The 26,987-nt window shown below is 59.9% G+C and carries 20 protein-coding genes and 4 pseudogenes; 4 read left to right on the forward strand and 20 right to left on the reverse strand.

Translation table 11 applies throughout. The features are described from left to right. Positions 1–343: 343 nt before the first annotated feature. Complete coding sequence (locus NKI67_RS24095; RefSeq protein WP_352647247.1) at positions 344–1,204, reverse strand: ParB N-terminal domain-containing protein; 861 nt, start codon at positions 1,202–1,204, stop codon at positions 344–346. Positions 1,205–1,786: 582 nt separating this feature from the next. On the opposite strand from NKI67_RS24095, the gene NKI67_RS24100 reads away from it, so the two are divergent. Continuing rightward, positions 1,787–2,059 (forward strand): hypothetical protein, encoded by a 273-nt coding sequence (locus tag NKI67_RS24100; RefSeq protein WP_023678653.1) that lies wholly within the window; start codon positions 1,787–1,789, stop codon positions 2,057–2,059. A 225-nt stretch (positions 2,060–2,284) separates the two neighbouring features. On the opposite strand, the gene NKI67_RS24105 is transcribed toward NKI67_RS24100, so the two are convergent. Beyond that, positions 2,285–3,148 (reverse strand): WecB/TagA/CpsF family glycosyltransferase, encoded by an 864-nt coding sequence (locus tag NKI67_RS24105; RefSeq protein ID WP_023678654.1) that lies wholly within the window; start codon positions 3,146–3,148, stop codon positions 2,285–2,287. Between the two features lie 93 nt (positions 3,149–3,241). Next, positions 3,242–3,835 (reverse strand): annotated as a pseudogene (locus tag NKI67_RS24110) (IS5 family transposase); the annotation flags it as partial. A 92-nt stretch (positions 3,836–3,927) separates the two neighbouring features. Between NKI67_RS24110 and NKI67_RS24115 the strand changes: the two are divergent. Further along, positions 3,928–4,870 (forward strand): IS630 family transposase gene (locus tag NKI67_RS24115; RefSeq protein WP_352647249.1). Its coding sequence is split into 2 segments (ribosomal slippage): positions 3,928–4,265 and positions 4,264–4,870, totalling 945 coding nucleotides; the frame shifts between segments, so codons are not numbered across the junction. Between the two features lie 19 nt (positions 4,871–4,889). Here the strand turns inward: NKI67_RS24115 and NKI67_RS24120 are convergent. Next, positions 4,890–5,037, reverse strand: a pseudogene (locus NKI67_RS24120) (transposase); the annotation flags it as partial. Positions 5,038–5,092: 55 nt separating this feature from the next. Further along, a complete protein-coding gene (locus NKI67_RS24125; RefSeq protein ID WP_352647251.1) occupies positions 5,093–6,445 on the reverse strand; it encodes a hypothetical protein in 1,353 nt (450 codons plus the stop codon). A 449-nt stretch (positions 6,446–6,894) separates the two neighbouring features. Here NKI67_RS24125 and NKI67_RS24130 point away from each other — a divergent pair. After that, positions 6,895–7,116, forward strand: a pseudogene (locus tag NKI67_RS24130) (hypothetical protein); the annotation flags it as partial. Positions 7,117–7,168: 52 nt separating this feature from the next. Beyond that, the gene (locus tag NKI67_RS24135; RefSeq protein ID WP_023678660.1) at positions 7,169–7,978 is read left to right on the forward strand and encodes a hypothetical protein; all 810 of its coding nucleotides are present in this window, start codon (positions 7,169–7,171) and stop codon (positions 7,976–7,978) included. A gap of 88 nt (positions 7,979–8,066) precedes the next feature. Here the strand turns inward: NKI67_RS24135 and NKI67_RS24140 are convergent, their stop codons facing one another. The 15 genes and pseudogenes from NKI67_RS24140 to NKI67_RS24210 form a co-directional block, all read right to left on the reverse strand. Beyond that, on the reverse strand, positions 8,067–9,941 hold the full coding sequence (locus NKI67_RS24140) for a Wzz/FepE/Etk N-terminal domain-containing protein (RefSeq protein WP_352647253.1): 1,875 nt from the start codon (positions 9,939–9,941) through the stop codon (positions 8,067–8,069). Positions 9,942–9,990: 49 nt separating this feature from the next. Further along, positions 9,991–11,295, reverse strand: a complete 1,305-nt coding sequence (locus NKI67_RS24145; protein ID WP_352647255.1) for a polysaccharide biosynthesis/export family protein — start codon at positions 11,293–11,295, stop codon at positions 9,991–9,993. Positions 11,296–11,386: 91 nt separating this feature from the next. Next, positions 11,387–11,707, reverse strand: a pseudogene (locus tag NKI67_RS24150) (SGNH hydrolase domain-containing protein); the annotation flags it as partial. Positions 11,708–11,806: 99 nt separating this feature from the next. Continuing rightward, the gene (locus tag NKI67_RS24155; protein ID WP_352647257.1) at positions 11,807–12,172 is read right to left on the reverse strand and encodes an SGNH hydrolase domain-containing protein; all 366 of its coding nucleotides are present in this window, start codon (positions 12,170–12,172) and stop codon (positions 11,807–11,809) included. 362 nt (positions 12,173–12,534) lie between these two features. Next, complete coding sequence (locus NKI67_RS24160) at positions 12,535–13,776, reverse strand: glycosyltransferase family 4 protein (protein ID WP_198023595.1); 1,242 nt, start codon at positions 13,774–13,776, stop codon at positions 12,535–12,537. 34 nt (positions 13,777–13,810) lie between these two features. Beyond that, the gene (locus NKI67_RS24165; protein ID WP_023678667.1) at positions 13,811–14,281 is read right to left on the reverse strand and encodes a class I SAM-dependent methyltransferase; all 471 of its coding nucleotides are present in this window, start codon (positions 14,279–14,281) and stop codon (positions 13,811–13,813) included. Between the two features lie 162 nt (positions 14,282–14,443). After that, positions 14,444–15,427, reverse strand: coding sequence for a glycosyltransferase family 2 protein (locus tag NKI67_RS24170; protein ID WP_023678668.1), 984 nt, complete (start codon positions 15,425–15,427; stop codon positions 14,444–14,446). Between the two features lie 194 nt (positions 15,428–15,621). Continuing rightward, the gene (locus NKI67_RS24175; protein WP_352647260.1) at positions 15,622–17,463 is read right to left on the reverse strand and encodes an ABC transporter ATP-binding protein; all 1,842 of its coding nucleotides are present in this window, start codon (positions 17,461–17,463) and stop codon (positions 15,622–15,624) included. A 272-nt stretch (positions 17,464–17,735) separates the two neighbouring features. Beyond that, the gene (locus NKI67_RS24180) at positions 17,736–19,580 is read right to left on the reverse strand and encodes an ABC transporter ATP-binding protein (protein WP_352647262.1); all 1,845 of its coding nucleotides are present in this window, start codon (positions 19,578–19,580) and stop codon (positions 17,736–17,738) included. After that, the gene (locus NKI67_RS24185; protein WP_198023641.1) at positions 19,577–20,767 is read right to left on the reverse strand and encodes a glycosyltransferase family 4 protein; all 1,191 of its coding nucleotides are present in this window, start codon (positions 20,765–20,767) and stop codon (positions 19,577–19,579) included. The genes NKI67_RS24180 and NKI67_RS24185 overlap by 4 nt, the downstream gene beginning before the upstream one ends. 53 nt (positions 20,768–20,820) lie before the next feature. Then, a complete protein-coding gene (locus tag NKI67_RS24190) occupies positions 20,821–22,029 on the reverse strand; it encodes an O-antigen ligase family protein (RefSeq protein ID WP_352647264.1) in 1,209 nt (402 codons plus the stop codon). Positions 22,030–22,192: 163 nt separating this feature from the next. Next, positions 22,193–23,191 (reverse strand): GDP-L-fucose synthase family protein, encoded by a 999-nt coding sequence (locus NKI67_RS24195; RefSeq protein WP_352647267.1) that lies wholly within the window; start codon positions 23,189–23,191, stop codon positions 22,193–22,195. A gap of 346 nt (positions 23,192–23,537) precedes the next feature. Continuing rightward, on the reverse strand, positions 23,538–24,632 hold the full coding sequence (gene gmd, locus NKI67_RS24200) for a GDP-mannose 4,6-dehydratase (RefSeq protein ID WP_023679936.1): 1,095 nt from the start codon (positions 24,630–24,632) through the stop codon (positions 23,538–23,540). A gap of 104 nt (positions 24,633–24,736) precedes the next feature. Continuing rightward, positions 24,737–25,363, reverse strand: a complete 627-nt coding sequence (locus tag NKI67_RS24205; RefSeq protein ID WP_352647269.1) for a transcription termination/antitermination NusG family protein — start codon at positions 25,361–25,363, stop codon at positions 24,737–24,739. A gap of 3 nt (positions 25,364–25,366) precedes the next feature. After that, a complete protein-coding gene (locus NKI67_RS24210; protein WP_352647271.1) occupies positions 25,367–26,818 on the reverse strand; it encodes an exopolysaccharide biosynthesis polyprenyl glycosylphosphotransferase in 1,452 nt (483 codons plus the stop codon). Between the last annotated feature and the right edge of the window lie 169 nt (positions 26,819–26,987).

Here is a 26,987-nt window from a genome sequence, read left to right on the forward strand (position 1 = left end):
CCTGATCAGACCAGATACCGTTCCCGACTCGAAGGCCATCCGTCGAAAGCGCTCGCGTCAACGTGCAGCGAAAATAGCGCTTACCTATCGACCGCATGTCAACACTTTGCAAAATTGCACGGCAAGTCCACCACCTGAGGTGGTCCAGCCTGGTCGCCTCAAGCGCGACCTTGGCCTTGAACTCGGCCGAGAACCGTCTGCGTGTCTTCATGCTGGATCGTCCTTCTCATCGGGCGATCCACCTTATGCCCCTGTCTCAGAAACCGGGCACCACCTCAACCATCATTGCGAGAGGGTTCCTGCTCCAATAATTGGATACCCACCAGGCAATTGCTGGCAAAGCCTAACTCGGAATGGGTGCAGGTCTTGGAATGGATGTCTGTGTTGCGAAGTAACGCTTGAAGACACGTCGCGCCACATGGAGATCGTAGACGCCCTCGCTAACCACGGGCCAGTTCTCCACATTGGCCAAATCCACTATAGGCAAACCGTTCGCGACGAGGATCGCCGGGACTTGCGTCCAGCCCAGTGCGGACAAGGCCGCCAGCCGATGGTGGCCGCTCATCACGATGAACCTTTCATCTTCGTGATCTCGCAGCATGACGACCTGTATGAATCTGCTGTCAAGCGCGCCGTCTGAGGCAATATTCGGCTTATAGCCGATTTTCTTTATACTTTCGTAGGTTGCTATTAAGCGCTCGTATTCCTTCCTGCTTTCCTGCTCCACGATGCTCGGGCTTAGGTCCGGCGCCAAGCTACCATTAAGAGCTTTCAAACCTTGTCTGTATCTTGAGATCTCGGAAGGCGTACTCCACGGCATGGGCAGGAACGGCCTGGTGATGTCCAGGGAGGAGACATAGTGTTGGAGCTGAGAAGCCTTGCAGTCATCCTCATAGTCCGTTTGCTGCCCAAATAGCACTTCCTGCAAGTTCCGGGGGCGAAAATCTGCCATGAACCTCCTTATCAAGGATTCCTCATATCTCACACTTGGATCGCTGATGTATTGCCTAAGGAATGCAACCTGCGGATTGGAGCCATTGGCATCAAAATCGATGGCATAACCGTTAAGACATTTATTGATCGGCACTCTGAATTGCGAGCCTAAGACCGTATCAAAATCCGCGACGCGTACCAAATAAAGACCCGCGATCCATAGCGCTCTGTCAATCAAGGAACTTGTATATTCCCGCGACCAAGAATACATAGGCGATCTCCTAGGAAGCAAGTATTGCCGTCAAGTTAACTTTCGAAGTCGCAATTCGGCAAGGGTTTAGCGGGTTCGCGGTGTTGAGACCATGCAGGACCGCAATACTACAAGAATTCGAGGGTGACCGCGGAGGGATACCACCTCGCGAGAGCTTGGCGTGACGTCGTGGCGATACGACGGAAATCCAGGCGTCATCAATGCCCCAATGATTTTCGGGCGGGCAGAGCTTTGAGGTGCATGCGCAGCACGGCCAAGTCCAACCTCTCCTAACCGGGCGTCAGAAGTTTCTTGCCAGCGACAAGCTTCCTCAGGCGCGCGTTTCGTTCACTTCATTGCCAGTCTCCTCTCAAAGACCGGAACAATCTCAATGCGAGGACATTACTGGGGCACGTCACCTTTGATCTCGCGCGGTTCCTGGCAGACGCCGTGCACGCGAAGAGTTGGTATCGGAAGAATGCGCAGAACAGACACCCCCCATGAAATAGCACAAGCTGCGGAACTTAACATAGAATTCATACCGAATTGATTTATAGAAATTAGAGGCCGGCAATCTCGGCTTAATGGCAGAGGCGGTGGCACATGTTGATCGCGGGATCTTTCTACTTGGCTCTCGGAATGCTGCTTGGGTTTTGGATCAATTCCAAACAGCTGGCGCTTGTGGCGGTAGCGCTGTGCGCGCTGGTGATCGGCGCGGGACAGGGCACCGTGCGTAGCACTCTTCTCGCTGCGGCCGCACTGAGTTTGCTACAGCTCGGATACTTTATCGCACTCTTGGTGCGGAGCATCCTTGTTCACCGTCGCGAGCAGACAAAGCCGCTTTGCTGGCGTCACAACGGAGGCGCCGACGGCTAGTGGATGGACACGTTTCGGGTGGACTCAAATTCTCCTTCATTTCCTCTACTTGGCCTCGACAACTGCCAGGCGATCAGTAACCCCTCGTCGTTGCGGCCCGCAAACAAGGAGAGTGACGAGCGCATCCATCTGCTCACCGCATCAACAGGCGGCCAGCAATCCTAGTAGTAGCGGCAGCGTCTGCGCATTTGATGCATTCTGGGCAGATCAGTAGGTTCACCATCTTCACCCTTGGGATCGGAAGAGACGCCTCGCTTCCTGCCGAAAGATTCCCAGCATGAATCTGGGGATGACGCGGAAATAGCGCCCCGCAAGCCGCCCCGGCTCCTGTGATATGCGGTAGAGGAATTCCAGTCCGAACTGGCGGATAAAGGGAGGGGCGCGCTTTATTGCCCCGGCGCGAAAATCAAAGGCGGCACCGACCCCCATCGAGATTGCGCCGGGGATGTGCCGTGCATACCGCGCCATCCAAATCTCCTGCTTCGGGCAGCCCAGGCCGACCCAGATGATGTCGGGCTTGGCGACTGCAAGGCGGCGAATCTGCTCCTCCATCTCGACGTCGGTCAGCGGGCGAAAGGGCGGCGAGACCGCGTCTGCTATTTCGATGCCGGGATAGGATGCCTCGAGCGCAGCCACCAAGGACCTTAGGACCTCCGGTGTTGCTCCGTAGAAGGCATGCCGCCAGCCTTTGGCCAGCCCCGCCCGGCAAACCGCTTCGAGTGTGTCGGTACCTGTCACCCGGCCTGCGCGACGGCCCCTGAACCGACAAACCCACACCAGGGGCGCCCCGTCGGGCACGTTCATGAATGCGCCTCGATGCGCATCGGCCAAGGCCGGCTCGTCGAGCGCGCGCACCACCCCATGTACATCGCGAAACACGACGTAGACACCAGCGGTGTTGGCCGTGCGCCGGGCAAGCCACTCGTCCACCCTCAGCAGGAAAGACTGCTCTTCGACCACGGCAACTGAAGTCGTCAGGATCTCAACAGCTTCAACAGGCGGCAGCCTTTCCGCAGGCTCGCGCGCATGAGCGATTGACAGGCGCGCTTGGCGGTGTTGCGTGGTCACATCTTTAAGCGGTTTAGTCATAATATTATCCTCAAGTTGACGTACTTCACGAAACTTCGAAGCGACTGGTATAGGCGGCAGCGTCCGAGGTCTCGTGAATCCCAGGGCCAAGACTCATAACCAGTAGCTGACGGTTGCGGCGATGCAGACGGCGGCGAGGAAGTTCCGGGCGAGTCGATCGTAGCGGGTTGCGATGCGGCGGAAGTCCTTGATGCGGCAGAACATGCGCTCAATCGCATTGCGGTCTCTGTAGAGGAAGGGCGAGAAGCAGTTCTTCCATTTCCGGTTCGCCTTGGGCGGGATATTGGCGAACGCGCCGTCCGCGAACCTGCTCCCGGATGGCATCGCTGTCATAGCCTTTGTCGGCATGCAGGATTGGCGCCGCCGGCATCTGCTCGATCAGCAGCGCCCCGGCAGTGCAATCGGCGACCTGGCCGCCGGTCAGGAGAAAGGCGACCGGCCGGCAGAATCCATCCGTCAGGGCATGGATTTTGGTGGTCCATCCGCCTCTCGAGCGACCGATGGCCTGATTTTGCTCCCCCCTTTGCCGCCGGCCGCACAGCGATGCGCCCTTACCGCCGATGGGTCGATGAGAAGCTCGGCCGGAGGCCCGCCTGCGATGGCGAGAGCATGGAAAATGGCGCTCCAAACGCCCTTGGCCGACCAGCGCTGGAAACGGTTGTAGAGGGTCTTGCGCGGTCCATAGACCGACTAGAGCACGTCCCATGATGGATGAATCGATTGTGATGTGACGATGGCGTTCGGAAGTGATTCAACATCCACCTCGATGGAGGTGGATTATGGGAAGAGCACTGAGCGGGGATCTTCGGTTGCGGGTCTTGAAGGCTTCGGCGGAAGGCATGTCGGCACGGCAGGCGGCGGCGCGGTTCGGCGTGGGAGTATCCAGCGCGATCCGCTGGATTGCGCGGGCGAAGATCGGCGAGTTGGCGCCCCGCCCGCAGGGCCGTCGCCGCGCCTCCAGCCTCGATGCGCATGAAGCCTTCATCGGCGGGCTGATCGAGGAGCGCAAGGACATCACGCTGAACGAGATGGTGGAGCGGCTCTTGGCCGAACAGTCGGTGCGGATCAGCCGCAGCGCCTTGAGTGCCTGGCTTCGCGGCCGAGGCTGGACTTTCAAAAAAGTCCGCACATGCACTGGAGCAGGATCGCCCCGACATCCTGAAGCGGCGGCGGGCCTGGTTCGAAGGCCAGCTCGATCTCGACCCTGCGAAGCTCGTGTTCATCGACGAGACGGGATTGTCGACGAAGATGGCGCGCCTGCGTGGAAGAGCGCCACGCGGCGAGCGCTGCCGGGCCGGCGTGCCGCATGGCCATTGGAAAACCACGACCTTCACCGGCGCCTTGCGGCTGACGGGCATGACAGCGCCCTTCGTCTACGATGGCGCCATGAACGGCAACGTGTTCCTGGCCTATGTCGAGCAGGTGCTGGTCCCTACATTGTCGGAGGGCGACGTAGTCGTCATGGACAACCTGCCCGCCCACAAGGCCGCCGGCGTGCGCGACGCGATTGAGGCCGCAGGCGCGAGCCTGCTCTACCTGCCGCCCTACAGTCCCGACTTCAATCCGATCGAGAACGCCTTCGCCAAGCTCAAGGCGCTGCTGCGAGCAAAGGCCGAAAGAACCATCACCGCACTGTGGAACACGGTCGGTTCGGTCCTCGACCTCTTCACCCCAGCCGAATGCGCAAACTACTTCAAAGCGGCCGGATATGACCCAGATTAAACAGGACGTGCTCTAGCGTCGACCAGCGTCCGCCGCTCTTCACCACATGGATGATGCCGCTGATCACGGCGATCATCAACGCGCGGCTTGCCTCGGGTGTCGGTCGGCAGATGCGGTTCAAGCAGCCCAAACTGCTCATCACTGAGCCAGAAATATTCGCGATTCATGAGTGGTCCCCCTCAGAGATCCCTGAATCACAATCCCGCCGTCAGGGGAACCCCTTTATGGGTCCGGACCCTCGTTCGGATATTGAACCGGAGACGTTCTATCGAAGCTCGCCTGATAGGTGCGGGACCAATCAGAGAGAAGCTGCTGCTCGAACTGATCCACTGGTAACGGTGCCAAGCTCTCGTTTCCGGTGCACAGCGTCGCCCCGGCTGCATCGACGGCGCAATCAGGTATCCAAAGATTGTTGGCCTCAAATACGCCCTTCCGATACGACTCGACGAATATTGAATTCGAATGAGCGACATTGGCGAAGTAGGATTCGTCGATCCCGCCTTCGCCGCAGCATTTCCAGACGTAAATCCCGACTGTCTTCGTTGTTATCTCGTTGCCGTCGATATACCGGGCGGGCCGCACGACAAAGTTCTCGAATACTTCGTTGTTATTTCCTGCCGCTAGCCCAATCCCAGCATTGGAGGCGTAGAGGATACGGTTGGCAAAGATTTTTATCCAAGCTGAGCCGGTCGACGCATCCGTGTTAACTCCGTCGATCATGATGCCGGACCCCGAGTAGCGCCCTGTGAACGGCTGGCGGCCCGGAAAAGCTCCGATCAACAGGTTGTTGGCTATCGTCACCGGTCGATCCTTCCTACCCCTGACGCGGAACAGGCTGATCACGTCCTCGACGGCGCTCTTGCCGGGCTCGTTGCGCACATAATTCCAGGAGATGTCGACAGTGCCCGCTTCACGGATGTCTGCAAGCTGCACGAAATTGGCAACGGCAATCCCCGTCCTGCCAACCCAGGCGCCCACATTCTCCGTAGAGCATTGGTCGCGACAAAGCCCGGCAATGTTCAATGCGTGGTTGAACCGAACTGTGATCTCACGTGCCGGCATTCTCGCGGGATCCGCATAGACCCAGATTCCGCGGCTTCCCTCGACCGAGTTGTGCTGTACATCGATGCGCCGAGGATTCAGAGCCACAATGAACCGTGGCGGGGCTCTATCGCGCAGCTCAGGCTGTTGCCCAATCGCCCTGCAATTCCGAACTGTCACGTCGGCATAATGGGTGTTCCTGGGGTTTACCCCGTCGCTTCGGTGCTCGGCCTCGCCGTAGCGGGTGCTGATCAGGGTTCCGACCCCGCTGACGACACAGTTCTCAATTGTAACCGGCTCGGTCGTTCGAATAGTGACCGCCGGGACGTCCGGATCGTCCGAATGCCAGCGGCCGCTGTAGGTGCCTCCAGCGGTAATGATCAAGCTCCCCGCATGATCGAGGTTTGCCTGCATGGGGACGGGGCTGGTGGCCTTGTTGCCAAGCAACAACGGAAGGCGCGGCACAGGGGGCGACACTGCCCCGCCTATGCCGAACAGTAAAACAGTTGCCAGCAGAGTGATCGGTTTCAGCATGGTCGTCTCCGGGTTGCAGGAAAGCGCGTTCCGCGGTGCTTGGCCAAAGCCCCTGTTGGGAAACGAAATAGCAGTCCCATTTCGCCTGAAGCATTGAAGTGAGCGCATGTGTCCGATTCCAACGCGCCATTTGGGAAGTTCAGCGATAGGCCAGTCCCCGGCTTGATAATTCGCGCGCTCTGCTGGATCCTGCTATCGTCTCGCAGTCGTAGCGAAAGTGCGGGAAAAGGAACGTCCCCAAAGCCGCAGACGAACGTTGATCCTGTGGCACCAGCCAATGCAACCGAAATGGACGTTGCGCAGCTTTTCACGCCGTCCGGCCCCGTTCAGGAGGAGTCGCTGTTCGCCGGGCGGCGACAACAGGTCGACCGCCTTGTTGAGACGCGGAGCCATCCAAGCATGCCATAGTTTATGGTGAGCGGGGCGTCGGCAAGACTTCACTCGTCAATATGTTCTTGTGGCAGAGGCGACGGGGGCTTCCTCAGTTCACGGTCGTCGCTCGGGTGCAGGCGGATCCCTCTGACGACTATTCCTCTCTATGGCGCAAGGCGCTGAGTGAGCTTAGCAGCATCGACCCAGCCTCGGGTCACGCTTTTGCGGCAACGCCGCTCCCTACTGACCGACCGCTTAAACCAGATTCTGTCAGGCGGCATCTGCAGCGTTGCTGCGTCAGAAATACGGCTTTGATAATTGACGAGTTCGACCGGCTGCAGAGCACTCGCGATGCCGAGCTCACCTGCCGATACCATCAAGTACCTTTCCGACTACAACATAAACTGCACAGTGATCATTGTCGGCGTTGCCGAATCTCTGGGCGACCTGGTCAGGAACCACGAATCGCTGCGCCGTTTACTTACCTGCATACCCTTGCAACGGATGCGCGATGACGAGTTCTCGGAACTCATTGAGTCTCGGCTTGACCGCGCCTCTCTGGAGATTGAGGGACCAGCAAAGCTCAAGATACTGCGCTTGTCTCGGGGACTGCCCTTCTACGTTCACACGATCGCCAAGCTTGGTTGCCTCGCTGCTGCGCGCAGCGCGTCCCGACGCATTGGCGTGGCGCAGGTGAATGCGGCGATCGAACAGGTCATTGACGAACTGCGGCAAACCTTCTGTGACGGCGTCACGAATATGTTGGCTGGAAGCCGCGGCAGCATCTTTCCCGAGGTCGTCCTTGCAAGCGCGCTGGCGGACGCGGACGACGATGGCTATTTCAGCGCGAAATCGGTGGCGGCGCCCCTGTCGCGCATGCTTCGCCGCCAGATGAAACCAGCAAGCTTCCAGCGCCATCTGGCCGACCTTGCCTCTGACGAGCGTGGGCGCCTGTTGGTCAGGCGCGGACAGCCCGGAAGCCACCGCTTCCGCTTTCGTGACGCATTGACCCAGCCATATGTCATCATGGACAGTTTATGCCGCGGCTTAATCGACGAAGCAGAGGCACTGCGGCGGCCCGGCATTGACATCACTGCTCATGCAACCGCGCCTGAAGGTGATTGGACGTATGGCAGCGCACGTCCTGCAAACATGGTTTGACTGGGACCGGATCGCGATGCCCCACTCCGGGGCCCTGTGTTCTGATTTCGGCAACGGCCACCATTCACCGAGACGGTAGTCGCTGCCATTAGACGCGGAAACCGGTCTTCTGCCGCTGCCCGAAGTGACGCTTGGAACTGTAGCGTTCATACTTGCGCAACCGCCTAAGGTTGACCTTGCTGTAGATGACACCTAGGCATTTCTCCCTAATGCCGTGATCCAAGGACATGGCCTTCTGCACCAGTTTGCGGGAGGTACGCGCCCACTCGATTACGCAGATGAAGGCGTCGATGCGGATGGCCGCCGCACGGGCCTCTATGCCTTCCGCCATAGGCGGCAAGTCGACGATGACGTATTTGAACGTAACCTCCGCTTCCCGAAGCAAGGTGGTGAAGCCAGGCGATGCCACCATATCGCTGGTTTGCGGAAGAGAGCCACGCTTGGATGCTGGAAGAAATGCCAGTCCCGTCTCCCCTTCAAAGAAGAAAAGCGCGTCTCGAAGGCTGCGGCCATTCATCACAACGTCGGCAAGTGTCACTTCGGCGGCAGGAGCCAGGGCTTCGCTCAAGCCCGGATTGGTGAGATCGGCGTCAATCAGCAGGGTCTTCGATCCGCGCGCGGCAAGAAGGGAGGCCAAGTTCTTCGCTGCAGTTGATCTCCCCTCTCCGTTCAGCACCGAAGTAACCCCGATAACCCTCATCTTCTGGTCCGGAAGTTTGAGGTCGGCTGCGACCGTCGCGCTGCGCAGACATTCGGCGAACCTCGAGGTCGGCTTATCGATCACGTCACGTAGGAGGTCATCCGCCCCCTTGGCCAGCGGCCCCGGCAAGGTGTTTCCCTCCGCCTTAGCAACTTGTCTCGGCCACGGCCGCGGAGACCAGCTGCTGCGCCGAACCTTCGGAAGCATGCCGAGGAAATCCAGATGAAGCAAATCTCGAACCTGAGCACCTCTTCGGAAACCTTGGTCTCTGAACTCGAACAGCGCCCCTAGACCGACCCCCAGAACGCCGCCAGCCAAGAGCGACAACACCAAGATTATGGTCTTGGGAGGATAGCTCGTCCAGGACGGGGTATCCGCCCGGTTGATGATGCGGGCGTCGGCAGATGGCGTGGTCTGCTGATGGAGCGCCTCTTGATAACGTTGCAGGGAGGAGGCGTGCAGGTTCCGGTAGGTCTCGGCTTCTCGTTCCAGAGCATTCAGCGCGACCAGGGCCGACGCATCCGCCGCAGTCCTTCTGGACCTGATGACAGCGAGTTCCGCGTCGGCCAGCTTCTGCCTCAGGTCGACAACCTGAACCCGGAGCCATTCGCCCGCCTGGCGCATCGACTCGTGCGTTCTTTCCCGTTGGTCATGCAGGTAGCCTTCTGCAAACGCATTGGCGATGTCTGCAGCAAGGGAGGGATCGGGCGCGGTGGATTCGATGCGGAGAATGAAGGCTGGGCCGACCCGCAATACCCGCACCATGGACTTCAACTTCGCAATGCCCGCCTTGATCCTTCCGTCCTCCGTCTCCTGCGGAGCCGGAGGACGGGCAAGTTGCTCACGAACGAACGACACCAGCTTCCAAGTTGGTGACGTCGCCTCAGAAAGAAAGCGCGGATCATCCATCAGCTGCAGTGCGTCGATCACATGACGGGCAACCGATTCCGACCTCAATACCTCCATTTCGCTGCTGACGATTCCGTCGAAAGCCGCAAGAGGATTGGGAAGATAACTGTCCCCCAGAAAGCTGATTTGACGATATTCGATGAGCAGTTCAGCCGAGGCCGTGTACTGCGGGGTTTCCGTCAGCGCGAACGCCGTGCCCAAGGCCAGTGCAGCGGCCCCGACGGCAATGATTACGCGGAACTGTCTGCCCGCGGCCGCCAGCAACTTGTCCAGGTCAAGCGTGCTGTCTTCGATCGAAGTAGGCCACCGTTCGTCCGTATATGTAGCGGGAGATTGGGAATTGCGCTGCAGCATATGGATCTCCGCAGGTGATGCGGCTGCAAAGCCGTCGTTGAGGTTTCGTTCAGCGGCTCTTTTCCGCAGCAATCGAGGGGCGGAGAGAGGGAGCGAGTATCCAGTCGACGTTGAGGGTGATCTCCACGACATCTCCGGGCCACAAGTCGGTTTCTTCATTGGCGCTGATCCGGTCGACGGCGTCGGCAGATTTTCTGACGACGGTGATCTCCGGCGGCGACTGCCGGCCGCCGCGTGCGAGTTCCGAGCGCAGTCCTCCGACATAGACGAGCTTCTCCGCATTGCCTTGCAGCTGCGCCTTCAGGTCAGCCACGTCCAACATCGCAGCCGTCAGCTCGCCAAGAAGCTCGATGCGACGGGAATCTTCAATCCTGACGAGATTGCGTTGCAGATCATTGCGCTCTCGCTCCATCCGGGAAGCCTCCGCGAATGATTCCAATGCCCGCGTTGACCACAGAAGCACGGCCCTGCGCGCGTCGTTCAGAAGGGCTACCGAGGCCAGTCCTTTCTCATGGAGTCGTCTGACCCGCTCAAGCTCAATGGTGTCTTCTTCCTTGGCGGTCTGCTCGTTCTCTTGACGCCGGCTCAATAGATCAAGCCGTCGCTCGATGTGCTGGAGAGAAACGCGGACGGCCTGCTTCTCCTTGCTGTGGTCATCGACCCTGTTGGCGAGGAGCTCGCCCTGGACCTGCTCGATTTCCGGCAGCAGGCCCGCCGAAAGGCCCCCGTCAGCGGAAACGGCCAGGCTGGTTTCATCGCGGCCCTCGAGTTCGGCTCTGAGCCTTGCCACGCGGATCTGCGCCGCCGCCAAACGAGGCCAGGTCGTGTTGTACTGAGTTTTGAGGTCCGTCAGCTCCAAGATGGGATTGTCGATCCGTAGCCTGACCAAATCGTAGCCGCCCGCGACGGCGATTGCCTGGCGTACCGTCATTCCGCTGCGGAAGGGCTGTTCGCCAGGATTTGCAACATCGCCGGTCAGGTAGATGGGACGATACTCCACCACCTGCAGCACCACCGCCTCGGGATGCACGAACTGCCAGACGTCTCCCCCGACGCCTTGGACCGGGTAACCCTTCTGCGGCGCCTGGGCCACGACCGCGTCCCGAACCGCGCTGACAGTTCGTCCGGCAGCCTGCACCGCGCCGACGAGCGGTAAAAGAACCGTCCCGTCCATGCCAATAGGCGACCGCTGGCGCAGATCGGGAATTCCAAGCACCTGAAACTCAAGCACGTCACCCTTTGCCAACAGGTACTCCTCTGCCACTGCCGTGTTGCCGAAGCAGATCAGAAGGACCAGCCCAGCTACTGTTGGCTTCAGGCACCTCGTCAGAAAAACTCCCAAGCTCTTCGACATATCATTCACACTCCACTTAGCGCTTGTGCGATCGCGGACTCCCCGCGCCCAAAAGAGTCAAACCGGCAGACGATGTGCGTCGGGGAGCAGATCAGCGGCCTTGCACAGCCATTGCGTTGACGATCGCTTCCGCCAGCATGGCTGCACCGATACTGTTGAGGTGATTGTCATCGAAATAGAGCGGATCCTGCCCAAGCAGGGCTACGCAGCGGGCCGGGGTGAAGGAGCTGCAGAAAATCCTTTCCGGCCTGATTCGCACCAAGTTCGGATGGTCGGGGATCGCGTCCAGTTGGCGGTGTATGCCTTCAACCCTCTCTTCGAAGACGCTGTAGCTCGTCGGCAGCCACTCTTCCCGTTGGATCCCGAAGTGCCACTCCTTTGCAAATGCCGCGGCACGTCCCAGCCGACATCGGGGATCATATAGACGAGGAGGACCTGCTTTCCGCTGTCCAGCAGATGCTGGATCGAAGCGCGATTAAGGGCGCCAAGCTTGTCGATCCGGGAGGGATGCTCATTGGACTCCCGTGCCTGTCCAATGGGAAGATAGAGAACGGGCTTGCCGTGTTCCAAACCGCCCTCCTTTGTTGAAACGGTTCCCGTCAAAGTAGAAAGTCCAGCGGGCAACCACGACGACCGTCTTGAGTTCCGCGCTGGCCACAAGATACTCCTGCACCAGTTTGTTGTAGGTCGCGCACTCGTCCTCACGGTCAGAACGGTAAGAACCCACAAATGGCGGGCAGCGGCCGACGCTTAGTTCTCTCAGGCCATGACCGACACACGAGAGAGCGCCAGCGAGGGCATGGCTAAGCGACATAGCGTGGCTGTCGCCGAGCGCTGAGGAGCCTTCCGACCAAGTTTTCGGGTCTCGCGAACGCAATCACAAGGGCGGTCCCAAGCACTGGAACGAGAGCCCAAAAGCTGGGAAAGGGCACTGTCTCGTCGAACGTGAAGACGGCATAGAACATCATGACAATCCCCGAGACCGAGGCTGCCTGTGTCGCCCCTCCGCCCACGTGATTCCATTTGGTAGCGGTAAGTGCGAGTGCCGCCCCGATCCCGAGTTCTCAAGCCCGAGTAGGCACGATGGGTAATGAGAGCATGTTGCAAGCGTCCTGGTTCGTGGATCACGGGCTTGAAGATTTCGGGACACCGTCCACCGGACCTCGTCCGGCAAAGGAGACTTTCGGCCGGCGTGCGGGTGCCTGCGCCGGCGCGGCCCAGGCTCTCCTGTTGTTCGAGCTAAGCTTTAGGCAAGCTGACGCGCGGTCTCTTGAGTAGTTCTCCGTAGTATTGGGCCGTTCGCGAAGCGATTGTGCCCCAATCCATACTGGTGGCGGCAGTGTTCATGGCGCCTTGCCGCAGGCGCCTCACAAGGCGCGGCGAGCTCAATGCCATCCCCAGTGCGTCGGCCAGAGACTCCGGTTGCCCCGGCTCGCATAACAGCCCGTTCACGCCATCGATCACCACGTCCGTCAGTCCGCCGACCCGACTGGCCACGACCGGCCGCCCGTTTGCGAACGCCGCAGAAGCCACCCCGCTTTGCGAGGCGTCCAGATAGGGCAAGGCGACGATGCACGCCTCCTGAAACTCCTGAACGGCTTCCAGCGACGTGAGAAAGCTGTCCCTGACCGTAATATTGGTAGCACCCCGGCAGCGTCCGGCCAGGCGATCCAGTTCAGAGCCCCGCCCAGCCAGATGCAGCGACAACGGGAGGCCGCGTCGACCCAGGAGCTCCACTGCATCGAGCAGGACGGCCAGCCCCTTGTATTGTTCCATTCGTCCGAACAGAAGCACACGTCCTGGTATGGGCTCACGCTGCAGTGCTGCAGGTGGGCACAACAGCACGCCATGCGTCGTCTCGCGGACTTCGGTTCCATTCGCGCGGGTGAGTCGGGCAAGCTCCGTGCAGCAGTGGTGACCATGACCAAGGAGAAGGTTTGCTGCGGCTCTTATCCGGCTGCGGATCCTGGGACGATCGACCTTGGAATCGCTTCCTGAATGCGGCAGTGGGTCGTGCACAGTGACGACTATCCTTGCGGAGCCTTTCATCAGAAGGACCATAATATAGTGGGCGAAGTTCGGGCACTCCTGGAAATGCACGATGTGCGGCTTGAATGCCCACATGTCGATCAACGCGCGCAGAAGGTCGCGGATATAGGCGAACATCCCGGACCTTCGCAGAAAGAGCTGGTACAAGCGGGTCTGCAGTTTGGAAGGCTCTGGGCTGCCAAGATGCAGTCCGCATTCCTTCTCGTAACCCGTCCTATCCGTAATCAGTCGGACGGAGCCATGATTGGCGAGGGACGCAGCCAGACGCGCCGCATACTCCGGAAATAATGGAGAGAAGATAACGACCCTCAGTTCCTCCTTCGAGGGAGAGATCTCTCCGGACGCACGCAGGGTTGGGCCGGGCGCAGGCGCAGGCGCCTGCTGCGGGCTGCGCGCGGATTTCTTCAGCAGCGAAGAGGCAGTATCGTCCATGAGTCTTAGACCCCGTTGGTAGATCATTCCGCAGTCATTTAACCGCAGACTTTTTCGCCCGCGCGGCGACGATGACGGGATAGGAGGGGTCATGCTGGTCGAGCGCATCTCGAGTGACGTCGTCGAGCACGCGTTGCTGAAGAAATGCAATGGCGGCTTCGAGATTGCCATGTGCTTCCACATGGATACTGCCCGGCTCGAACTGCTCTTGGACAAGGCGCCGGACGGACACAGCCGTAAGCGACCAGCACCAAGTATGGCCCCAGTCGCTTTCCCGACCCACTGGACTGATCCCGGGTACGGTAAGTAACAGGATACCGCCGGGCTTCAGTGCCCGGTGCAGGGTTGCAAGGGCGGCTCGCATGTCGAACAGCAGGTGCAGTGTCTGTGTCAGGACAATGCAGTCGAACTGCAGTTCCCGGAGGGTTTCAGGATCGGCCAGATCACCGATTATCGTGGCATTGGGGTTGCTGTCGTCGACGAAGAGGATGTCGCTTTTCTCCACGGCGGGTCCGCCGAAGCGTAACGTGTAGTGGTTGTCTCCGACTTCCAGTACACGGCCGCCGATGTCTCCGGAATTCCTGGCGAGGAAGCCTTCAATGTAGTGGCGATCAATCGGCGTTCCGCGATCAAACCCCCACCCGCCGCGGGTGGACCGAGGCGCGCTCTACTTATTCTCCCTTCGCATCCAAACCATCCCCTCCCGCAGATGCCGCCCGAACTCGCGCGTCACGGCTCTCGTCGTGCCTCCAGGCGACCATGCGACTGCCCGCGCGACTTGACCCACAACCGGAGCGAAACGCTTGCCGGACTGCCAGTCCGCGCGCGCGGCGACGAGCATTTCCTTTGCATATAGCGCGCGCCATTTCGCTCTGCTCTCCCTCATGGCGGCGCGCCTGGACGGATCGTTTCCGAGGCGCTCCTCGTGCCGATCCAGCACTGAAAGCACGGCCCGAAGCATCCGGTCCCGGTCTGCTGTCATGCTGTTTGCATGCCGGCGGTATTGGGCGACTGTGACGGGATATCCGGCAACAGGGAACCTGCTTGCGACACGTAGGTAGAGGTCGTAATCCTCACAGCGCTGAAGCGCCTCATCGAAGCCACCGATCTCCTCCAGGCACTTGCGCTGATAGAGAACGGTAGCGTGCATCCCGATGCAGTTGCTGAGGATGAAGTCATGATGGGCGTCTTCGCCTATGTTGATGAAGATGTCACCGCCCATTGGTGCCAAGCTTTCCGTTACGTATTGATGCCCTCCGTAGACCAGAGCGCAGTGTGGCTGCCTCTTCCAGAAATTCACGCCGCATTCTAGGGCGTGTGGCAGGAGAAGGTCGTCCGCATCAAGGAAGACCACATGTGTCGTCCTGCAGTTCTTCCACCCGAAGTTGCGGGCTGCTGCGAGCCCCTTGTTGTCCTGCCGGATAAGCCGCACGGACGGGTAGCGCTGGACGACTTGCGAGGGATCGTCGGTCGAACCGTCATCGACGACGATCACTTCGTCCGCCAGGCGAATCTGTGCCAGAACGCTGCCGATGGCGTCATCGAGGAAATGAGCATGATTGAAAGTCGTTATGATCACTCCGACGGTAAGCTCGTCGGTGGCCTCTTGAGGCGGAAATGACTTATCAATGACTTCAACTGATATATTCACGGCGCCTTCTCCTTTGGTGCATGATTGACGTATCGGCTCAAGACAGGGTGCGTGATCCACCCGCTGCCTAGCGCCGTTACATGTGGTGCGTGGCTGTGTATGCGGATGATGCGAGTCCCCGCTGTGTAAGCAGCTTGCCGGGATCAAGTGATTAGGTTGCGGACCAGCACGAGCCTGGTTAGCCGTCGAAAGTCCTAGCGGCCAGGGGCGACAGAGTGCACAGCGCCCACCGCGGCAGCTTGAGGAGCCTCGCGCACTGCCAGCACCGCCTCCGCATGCTCAACCGGGACGGTATCCGCTTTGCGCAGCCGTCCGCGGTAGAGCTCGACGATGCGAGCTCGCTTGTGGAGAGTGGCCAGGCGGTGGGTGATCATGATGATTGTCTTCTGCCCGGCCAGGCCTTCGACGGCGGCGAGGAGGTTGGCTTCGGTTTCATGGTCGAGCGCGTTGGTGGCCTCGTCGAAGATCACGATGTCGGGTTCATGATAGAGCGCGCGGGCGATGCCGAGGCGCTGGCGCTGGCCGCCCGACAGGCGCACCCCACGCTCGCCGACGCAGGTGGCGTAGCCGTCCGGCAGCTGCACGATGAAGTCGTGGATCTGCGCCAGCCTTGCCGCCCGCTCCACCGCCTGCCGGTCGATTGCCTCGGCCTCGATGCCGAAGGCGATGTTGCGCGCCACCGTGTCGTCGGCGAGGAAAATGTGTTGCGGCACGTAGCCGATATTGTTCTGCCAGGCCCGGACATTGGCCTCCGTGAGGGGCGTCCCGTCGATCAGGATGCGCCCCTCGTCGGGGCGCAGCAGGCCCAGCAGCAGATCGACCAGGGTGCTCTTGCCGACCCCACTCGGACCGACGATGCCGGTCACGCTGCCGGCGGCGATGGTCAGACTGAGATCGCATATGGCCGCGGGCCTGGCGCCATCATAACGGAAGCTGACATGTTCAAGCTCGATCGACCGGCGCAGGCACAGGCGCTCCTCGCCACGCGTACCGATCCCGTGCCGTCCCCCGCCTCCAGGGGCCTGCCGCAGTTCCTCTGCGATCGCGCCCACCGCAGGCGCGGCAAAGCGCAGCAGCGCCACCGAGGAATAGACCTTGTGGAACGCCGGCAGCAGCCGGAACCCCGCAAAGGCATATAGCCCTATCACAGGCAGTGCGCTGCCGATGCTGCCGCTTCTCATCAGGATGTAGACCGAGATCAGGCAGACGGCCGCGAAACCTACCGCTTCGGCCAGGAACTTCGGCAGCTGCGAGACGACCTCGCCGGCTGCGCTGTGAAGAGAGAATCGTCTGGACGGGCTCTCGAAGGCGGCAAGATAGGCGCTCGACTTCCCGAGCACCTTCAGTTCCTTGATCCCGCCGAGAACCTCGGACATCGCCTGATATCTTTCGCGATTTGCCTGAAGGCGACCTTCGCCGCTGCGTCCAAGGAACCCGCTCACGCTGACGTAGACGACGGAATAGAGTGCAGCCACCGCAGAAAGTACGCTCAAGGTAACAATGGGATCTATCGCCAGCAACAGAGCGAATATGGCTGCCACCAGACTGAGGCTCGCCGCCAAGGCCAAAGCTGGAGCGACGCCGCACCGTATGACCTCGTCGACCTCTGACACCACCGTCTTGGACATTTCCGATGTATTCCGGTCGAGGAAGAACCGATAAGGCTGCGACAGGTAATGCGACACCAGTTCGACGCCAATCTGATGTCGCCGTGTGTTTATGAACTTGAGCTCTACATAGAGCACCACCGCTCGCAGGGCGGAGACCAAGAGGACGATGACGAGCGTGAAGATGGCGAGCGCAAGCAGGAAGCTCCAACTGTCGACAAACCCGAGCTCGTCGTATGCGGCCCTGAGGTAGGCATTGCTATGGACGACGTCGGGGTTAGCGAGCACGGCCAGAAACGGCGCCACCGAAGCTACTCCCGCCGCCTCGACAGCGGCCGTGGCCGCCAGCAAGATGATCAGCAGGCCTCCGCGGACGAGGTCAGACGGAGTGAGGATTGCGATCAGCGCGCGGAGAGTCTTGTTGAGCATATCCTGTGCTTTCGCGTGTTCAACAGTACGCTTGGCGGTCCGACTGGACGGGCGAGCTAGTCCGGAGCATTCTTGGAGAAGCCGCCCGTACGAAACAGAAGCACCCTCATGAACCTCGAAGCTTGGCGAGTTCGACACCCGCTGCCTAGCGCCGTTACATGTGGTGCGTGGCTGTGTATGCGGATGATGCGAGTCCCCGCTGTGTAAGCAGCTTGCCGGGATCAAGTGATTAGGTTGCGGACCAGCACGAGCCTGGTTAGCCGTCGAAAGTCCTAGCGGCCAGGGGCGACAGAGTGCACAGCGCCCACCGCGGCAGCTTGAGGAGCCTCGCGCACTGCCAGCACCGCCTCCGCATGCTCAACCGGGACGGTATCCGCTTTGCGCAGCCGTCCGCGGTAGAGCTCGACGATGCGAGCTCGCTTGTGGAGAGTGGCCAGGCGGTGGGTGATCATGATGATTGTCTTCTGCCCGGCCAGGCCTTCGACGGCGGCGAGGAGGTTGGCTTCGGTTTCATGGTCGAGCGCGTTGGTGGCCTCGTCGAAGATCACGATGTCGGGTTCATGATAGAGCGCGCGGGCGATGCCGAGGCGCTGGCGCTGGCCGCCCGACAGGCGCACCCCACGCTCGCCGACGCAGGTGGCGTAGCCGTCCGGCAGCTGCACGATGAAGTCGTGGATCTGCGCCAGCCTTGCCGCCCGCTCCACCGCCTGCCGGTCGATTGCCTCGGCCTCGATGCCGAAGGCGATGTTGCGCGCCACCGTGTCGTCGGCGAGGAAAATGTGTTGCGGCACGTAGCCGATATTGTTCTGCCAGGCCCGGACATTGGCCTCCGTGAGGGGCGTCCCGTCGATCAGGATGCGCCCCTCGTCGGGGCGCAGCAGGCCCAGCAGCAGATCGACCAGGGTGCTCTTGCCGACCCCACTCGGACCGACGATGCCGGTCACGCTGCCGGCGGCGATGGTCAGACTGAGATCGCATATGGCCGCGGGCCTGGCGCCATCATAACGGAAGCTGACATGTTCAAGCTCGATCGACCGGCGCAGGCACAGGCGCTCCTCGCCACGCGTACCGATCCCGTGCCGTCCCCCGCCTCCAGGGGCCTGCCGCAGTTCCTCTGCGATCGCGCCCACCGCAGGCGCGGCAAAGCGCAGCAGCGCCACCGAGGAATAGACCTTGTGGAACGCCGGCAGCAGCCGGAACCCCGCAAAGGCATATAGCCCTATCACAGGCAGTGCGCTCGCAAGGTGCTCCTGCTGCACCACCAAGTAGATGGAAATCAGGAGAATTGAGGCGAACCCAACAGCCTCGATCACGTATTTTGGCGTTTCCGCCAACACGCCGCTCAGGGTCCGATAAGCACAATACCGCTTCGATGGGCGAGAGTAAGCCGCCAGGAACGTCCCCTCCCGTCCTAGCACCTTCAGTTCCTTGATCCCGCCCAACACGTCCGTCGAAGCCTTGAAACGCTCTCCATTGGCTTTCAGCCGCTCACGACCGATGCGTCCCAGCACCTCGCGCGTGAAGACATAAATCAGCGCGAACATACCGCCCGCGCTCGCCGTGAGCAGCAGCGCCAGAAGCGGGTCTATGGCCAACAGAAACAATACAACCGCCAGGGCCATCAGGCCCTGCGCGACCAATACTAAGGCAGGTACGACGGCATTCTCAACAAGCTCATCGACCTCGACCAGTATTGTTTTTGTCAGTTCGGCCACATTCTTGTCTAGAAAATACCGGTAGTCGCGATCCAGGCTGGCGTTCAGAAGTCGTGTCGCGATTCGGTGGCGGTGCTCATTTGCATATAGAAACTTTACATAGTGTAGGACAGCTCTGAATACGGCAATCAAGCATATAAAAACAAGCGTCCCTATGGCAAAGAATATGATAAAGGAATTATAAGAACTGAATCCTAGATCGACAAACAGTTTATTAATGATTTTGTTTGTCGTAATTATTTGGGGATCGCCCAATATCAGCAGCAGGGGAGCGATGGAAGCGACGCCAGCCACCTCCACGGCTGCCAGAACGGCCAACAGACCGACCAGCCGCGCTGCTCGGATGCGTTCTGATGGCTCCAGTAGCCCGGTGATGTCTCGAAGTGTGTGGGCGATGCTCATGTATCGGCCTTGTGCCGCGTGATGGAGATGCCGCCGGCCTGATTCAGCGTTGTTCGCTCGACAGGGGCGGTCGCGGCGCGTAGCAGCACGTCGCGGAGAATTTCCGCCAGGCAGCTTTCGCACCGATCGAACTGGAACCTCGCCAGGAAACGCGCACGGGCCGCCCGCCCGAGCCGTTGGCGCAAATCCGGGTTGCGCGCGAGCTTCTCCAGCGCGTCGGCCAACGCACCGGCATCGCGGGCCGCGACCATGTACCCGCTCGAGCCCTCATCCACGATCTCCGGAATCGCCGCTTCGCCGGTCGTCACGAGCGGCAGGCTGTATGCCATCGCTTCGAGGAGGACACCGGGAAAGACTTCCTGAGGATAAAAGGTCGGGAACGCGAAGATATCGGCATCCAGCATGAACTCTGCTTTTCGAGCTCCGTAAGCGGGGCCGGCGTAGCGCACTTCCTCCGACAGGCCGAGAGCGTCGATCCGCTCCCGAAACACTTGCAAGGCGATGTCGCCCGGTTCTCCGACGAAGGTGGCCCGGAAAGGCACACCCCGGCGTTTCAGTATTTCGAGCGCACTCAGCAACACCAGCGGACCTTTGGTCTCAAACAGGTGAGACAGGAACAGTATGTGTGGGATTCGGCGAGCCGGGCGGTCAGGTAGCCGGATTTCCCGACAAGGGTCGGGGAGCGCATCCGGAAGATAGTAGACCTGCTCGTCCCGCACGAACTCCGATACGTCGTCGAAGACGCGGGGGGACAGCAGTATCACCCAGGCCTTGGAGAAGGCCCAACGGCACAGGGCCCGGTGGAGGGCGCTTCGCTCGGCAGTGCGGCGGATGCCGCGGCAGCGCATCTGCAGAATATGCGGAAAGCCGAGCCCCTTGACCACGCCGAGCAGCACGATGCCTCCCAGATACGCGTACCCCGTCGACGGCAACGTGTAGAGGACGACGCCGGGGGGGCGGAAGACGAGAGCAAACAGCAGGCGTACAACATGACCGGAAAGTCGAATGATCTTGCTTAGTGCGAACCTGTTTGTATCGTCGATGGACCGCGCAAGTTGAACAGGCAGTACGTTCAGGTCGAACTCGTCGCGGATTCGCCGGGAGGAGGCAAGCCGCTGGTTGGTAATGGCCGCGCCATGTGCTGGCGGTGGTAGCTGCACCATCATTAGGACGGCATGTTTCGGCATGATCTCCTGCTCCTTCCGGCAACGTTTTGCTGACGCGTCCTGGTCGCTCCGGTTCATTCTGCAGCGGCTATTTCGCCCAAGGCAGTCGCATGGCGGCTGGCGGGCCCTGACTTCCGGAGGTAGACGAGATTCGCAGCGCCCCGTAGCGACTGCAGATAACCAATCGTGAAGGCGACGCCGATCACATAGAGCGGACTCTGCAGCGCCACGTTCGAGAAGACGCAGATGAAGAGGGTGAAGAACGCCACCGCCGCATGCGCCCGCACGCGTACGGGCATTTTGGAGCTCGGATAACAGCCAATGATAACGGCGCTCCAAAGCACGAGCCCGACCATTCCCAAACGAAGGATGATGTCGAAAAAAGCATTGTGGGTGCCGATCAGCAGGAAGGATGTGTCCTCCTCCGGCAAGAAGAAGAGGCGGCCAATGACCATGGTATATTCATTCCGCAGCGCCTCGGTGCCGAAGCCGACGCCGATCCCCCAGGTCTCTGCCAGCGCCTCCAAGGCATCCCGCCAGAATGTGACGCGCCATCCGGTGTTAGGATCTAAAACAAACAAGCTGATCGGGTCGAGTATTCCGAAGATCGCCAAACCCACCAAACCTAGCATAAGGATGTTGGCCAGCGTTCGTTCCAAATGCAAACCGATCATGCAAAGAAAAGAAGCAGCCATGGCCACGAAATAGGCCAGGACGTTCTGAAGTCTGAACTCTATCGTAGCGGATAGGATAAATACGAGCATCAAAAGAAAGCCGCCCACGATTGGATTCATTCGAACCATGGCGAGGTAGGTTATTCCCACCAGAGCGATCATCACATCGTTCTGCAAGGTGACAAAGGCCTTCGGCGGGTCCAGAGGCGTCTCTATGTCGCCAAAGACGTACAAGCGCGCGGGAATGCTGACAATGAACACCAGAATGACGGTGCCGACGAGGATCGCGTCACGGTGCCGATCGATGCCCTTGTCTTCCCACCACTTTTGCGATGCGGCTATGACGGGAAGCAGAAGGAACACAAAGGAGGACTGCTGGACGATGATGCCGGCTTGGTGATATCGGGTCCAGCCATCGGGAAGAAGCTCCAGATAGGACAGGCCGACGTAAAGTAGCCCCCAGCATGTAAGAAGCAGAGCGGGAATGTTCTGCGGCGATAGGAGAGTCCGTCCGGCGTAGGCAAGCGAAAGTAGAAGGATGAAGGCAAGAAGAGGTGCACCGAGCGCCTTCAGTCCCGCACCGCCCAGCAGGCAGATGGCGAGAAGCAATATGGTGAACGCCCAGCTCCCGGCTGCGGGACGCTGCCGCCGCGGATGGAGAAGAGCAGTTGGTCCCGTCAGCCATCTTCCGTGCCAGTCGCGTTCATTCGTCGTCGAAGACATTAAGCGTCAGCCCTGCCGAATACATCTGTGCGACGGTCGGAACCAGAAGTCACTCAGCCGTCGTGGCGATCTCCACGCCGACGGGCGCCGAGCGCGCACCCGAGCCTCCCTCTGCGGCAAGGTGGGCCTCGTAGAAGCGCTTCAGCCCCTGACGCAGCCCGGTGCGGGCCCGCCAGCCCAGGGCTGCCATCCTGCCGACATCGACGAGCTTGCGCGGCGCCCCGTCCGGTTTTGAAGAGTCGAAGCAGATGCGGCCCTTGAACCCGACGGTCTGTGCCACCGCTTCGGCAAAATCCGCGATTGTTATGTCCTCACCGGTGCCAACGTTGATCGGCAGGTCGTCCGAGTACCTCTTCATCAGGAAAACACATGCATCCGCCAAGTCGTCGAGGTAGAGGAACTCGCGCTTCGCCGCGCCGGTCCCCCACACCGTCACCGAGGTCCTTCCTTCCACCTTTGCCTCATGGAAACGCCGAACAAGCGCGGCCGGAACATGCGAGTGCAGGGGATGGAAATTATCTCCGGGACCGTAGAGGTTGGCGGGCTGAACGGAGATGAAATCCGCGCGGTACTGTCGGCGGAAGGCCTGTGCCATCTTGATTCCGGCAATCTTGGCGAGTGCGTACCATTCGTTCGTCGGCTCGAGCGGGCCCGACAGAAGTGCCTCCTCCGGGATGGGCTGTGGTGCCATCCTGGGATAGATGCAGCTTGAACCGAGAAACAGGAGCTTCTCAACACCCTGAACGCGGGCCGCCTCCATGACGTTCGCCGCGATAATCAGATTGTCATAGAGGAAGGTCGCCGGAAAGGAAGCGTTGGCAAGAATCCCGCCCACGCGGGCCGCCGCGAGGAAGATAACGTGCGGGCGCATCTGCTCCAAGCATTGCTCTACATCCTGCTGGCGACGCAGGTCCACCCTCTGGGTGCCGGTCGATACGAGGTGACAGCCCTCCTGCCTAAGGCATTGCGTCAGTGCTTGGCCCACCATACCTCGATGACCGGCGACCCAAACCCGCTTGCCGTCGAGAGAAAAGATTTCCCGTCCCATGAATGTCCCTCCGGTAAGGGTGCCCTATCAAGCGGTTGAGCGGTTGTATGTGCTTGGTCGTATCGCTTCCGGGCGACAGCTCGTGGCCTGAACCTCGATCGGTTCAAGCGGTAGCCGGACCGGATGGTACAACGTGCGCCGTATCGTCTGGGGCATGCGTCAATTCCCCGGTCCGTCAGATCGAACTGGTAGCTTTCCAAGATGCCGCCTCTTGAGATGATGACATCTTGCTCGGCATGGCTAGGGCACTGCCTCGGGCGCTCTGCGCAAGACCGACCGGGCCTTGTGCTGCCGCCTGAGACCACCTTGTCGTGATAACCGCCATGTCCGTCTGTGCCGTTCGCCGCTACCAGATCGCCGCGCGAGCGTTCTGCCAATGCGGCTCCATCGGGATCGCCTTCAGATCCCCAAGCACCATTTCCTCAACCAGAGAATCGAAGCTCGTCTCATGCTGCCACCCCAGGCGCACCCGAGCCTTGCTCGGGTCGCCGACCAAGAGTTCGACCTCGGTCGGCCGGAAATACCGGTTGTCAATCTCTACCAGGATTCGACCCGAACGCGCATCCCGACCCTTCTCTTCCAACCCCTTTCCATGCCACTCGATTTGCATCTCCACGCAGGAAAATGCCTTCTCAACGAACTCGCGCACCGTCCGAACCTCGCCCGTGGCAAGCACGAAATCGTCCGGTTCCGGGTGCTGGACGATCATCCACATGCCTCGGACGTAGTCGCGCGCGTGGCCCCAATCACGCCCTGCATCGAGGTTACCTAGGTAGAGCCTGTCCTGCAGCCCATGATGAATAGCCGCAACAGCTCGGGTCACCTTGCGAGTCACGAACGTCTCGCCGCGGATGGGGCTCTCGTGATTGAAAAGGATGCCGTTTGAAGCATGAATGCCATACGCTTGGCGGTAGTTTACGGTGATCCAGTATGCATACAGCTTCGCGGCCGCGTATGGGCTCCTGGGATAAAACGGGGTGGTCTCGCGCTGCGGGACTTCTTGTACTAGGCCGTAAAGTTCGGACGTGGATGCTTGGTAGAAGCGCGTCTTTTCAGTAAGCCCCAGCAGTCGGATCGCCTCCAGCAAGCGGAGCGTCCCCAAGCCATCCGTATTGGCGGTGTATTCCGGTGTCTCGAAACTTACCTGCACGTGGCTTTGCGCAGCGAGATTGTATATCTCGTCGGGTTGAACCTCCGAAACGACGCGGATGAGGTTGGTAGAGTCGCTCACGTCGCCATAGTGCAGGATGAGTCTGGGGTTGTCCTCGTGGGGATCCTGGTACAGATGCTCAATGCGGCCGGTATTGAAAGACGATGAGCGCCGCTTTATGCCGTGGACCAGATATCCTTGGCCGATCAAAAACTTAGCAAGGTACGCGCCATCCTGTCCGGTCACCCCGGTTATCAGAGCGGTTTTTTGTCGTGTCATGTTTGTTCCCATGCTTGTGCGACTGCGGTGCAATCGCATGGAGCAGGAATTCGCCCACGCTACCGCAGTCTGGGTGAAATCAAACCCAGTGAACCGGCTCGACGGTGCTGCGACGCCTAGGCCGGCAGCACGCTCCTCCGATGCGTCTTCACCTCGACGCATCGACCCATGATCTCGAGCAGGATGCGAACAGACTGGGTACCGTCCAGCCGATCTAACCTGCCAAGTTGTTCTGCAAATGGCCCCGACACTAGACGCACGACCTGACCAGGCCGAAGCAGATTGTCGAGATGTATTACGCCGTGCCTGTCAGTCGCCTCGATGAGTGCTTCAACAACACCTTCAGGAACCTGCGCTGGCATTTCTCCGAACCGAACAAGGTGGGCCACGCCATATGTTCCATCGATGCTGAGCCAGCGGTCCCGGCGCAGATCGAGTCTCACGAACAGGTAGCACGGGAACAGCGGCCCCATTACGACTTTCATCTGGCGGGCGTGTCGTATGGTTCTTTGCAACCTTGGCAGGAACGTGGAGAACGACTGATTCCCAAGTTCGCATTCCGCCCTTGCCTCTTGATTGGGAAGGCAGAAGACGGCGAACCAGCGTGCCGTTCTCGACTCGGCGGCCGCAGTAGTGCCTTCTGGTGCCTGGCTGCAACCGGCCCGCATCGGATTATGTCGGGCCGCGTCCATGCCCAGCCGGGACGTCAAAGGAACAGATGATTCCGACACGTGCCCCACCATAGTTCAATGAGCCTTTCTGTCAGTAAGTATTTTCACTGCAGTTCGGCATATAAGATAGATATCAAGCCAAATGCTCCAGTTATTAATGTACCATAAATCATGATTAACGCGTGCGGCCATCGCGTTCAATTCTCGTGTTTCGCCACGAAAACCATTTATCTGCGCCCATCCCGTGAGCCCTGGCTTTACATTCTGACGACGCGCGTAAAAAGCAATAAGTGCGGAGTAGTATTCGTCATGCGCGACTGCATGCGGACGAGGTCCTACAATCGACATCTCGCCCCTTAACACGTTCAACAGTTGCGGTAACTCGTCTATGCTCGTGCGCCTTAGCAGCGACCCGAAGGGCGTAACGCGCGGATCGTCAGCCGTGGCCTGCGCGATCGTCGGGCCGTCTTCGCATACCCGCATCGTACGGAATTTGTAGATCTGGAAACGCCTGCCACAGAGGCCCTGGCGCTCCTGGCGAAAGATAACCGGGCTGCCGGACGTAGCGCGGATGGCGATGCTGACGGCGATCAGCAAAGGCGCCAGCAAGACGAGTCCCGCGAGCGCGATGCTCACGTCGAGGGATCGCTTCATTGCGCGTTCGGCCCACGACAGCGGGGCCCGCTGGAGCTCGAAGCCCTTGAAGGGGCCGAAACGTAGCGCCGATGTCTGCAGCAGCCGTTCCATTGCTGCATCCGCAAACAGAAACACGGGCAGCGGAAGGCGTCCCAGTGCGGTCGCTAGGTTGCGGAGCTGCCTGCGCTTGTCCCAAGGGAAAAACAGGTAAATCTCGTCAAACGGTACCCTTTGGAGGGCGTCACGGAGCTCCCGCACTAGGTCCTCACACATTCTAGCGAACGCCCGACCGGTCACCTTGTCCGCCGGAAGGATCGACACGCCAACAATCTGTATGCCGCGGTTCTGCGCTTCGCTGAGCACTCCGGCTGATGCTTGGTCTCCAAAGCAGATGAGGTGGGCTCTCCGAATCGCAATGGCACCGCGTCCAAGCCAGACGCGCAAGGCCTTCACCGTCCCCACCCGGACAAGCACAATCGCTGCCGCACCGACTGCAAACGAAGTGATTAGCAGCTCGTGCGACAGCTCACCTATCGTTTCGACCAGGAGGCCGATCCAGGCAAACACGAAGGCCACCATGAGCCAGCTCAATAGCGCGTTTCGAGCGCTGGCCATCGGCTCAAGATATAACCCGGTTGTGTATGCGCCAGAAAGGCTCTCGAAAACCACAAAGAACGTTGCAGCAAGGGAGGTCACCATCAGGACCTGGGGGTCGCGCAAATCGTAAAGGATATGCGGCTGATAAAAAAGAATGACCGCATGCACACTCAGCCCAACAATAACGAAATCAGCGACCATGCAGACCCCCACTAGAAGGGCTTGCGGAAAATGAAATGCGGCACGCCCATAAACTACCGACTTCTTGGGAATGGTTTGGATAATCTCTGTCATCCGACGCAATTCCAATGATAAGCCCGTGCCTGCGCGAGCGGATATCCGCTTCTTAAAGATTTCTTTGGTCGATCTTGGAATAAACAAGGTCTTTTGTACGTACGGCCAAACAAACTGACTCACATGGCGTCAAGCTATTAAAAAAAATAACATCTTAATTTCGCGAACG

Origin of the sequence: Mesorhizobium sp. M0408 (assembly GCF_040321495.1) — a bacterium.
Lineage (GTDB): Bacteria > Pseudomonadota > Alphaproteobacteria > Rhizobiales > Rhizobiaceae > Mesorhizobium.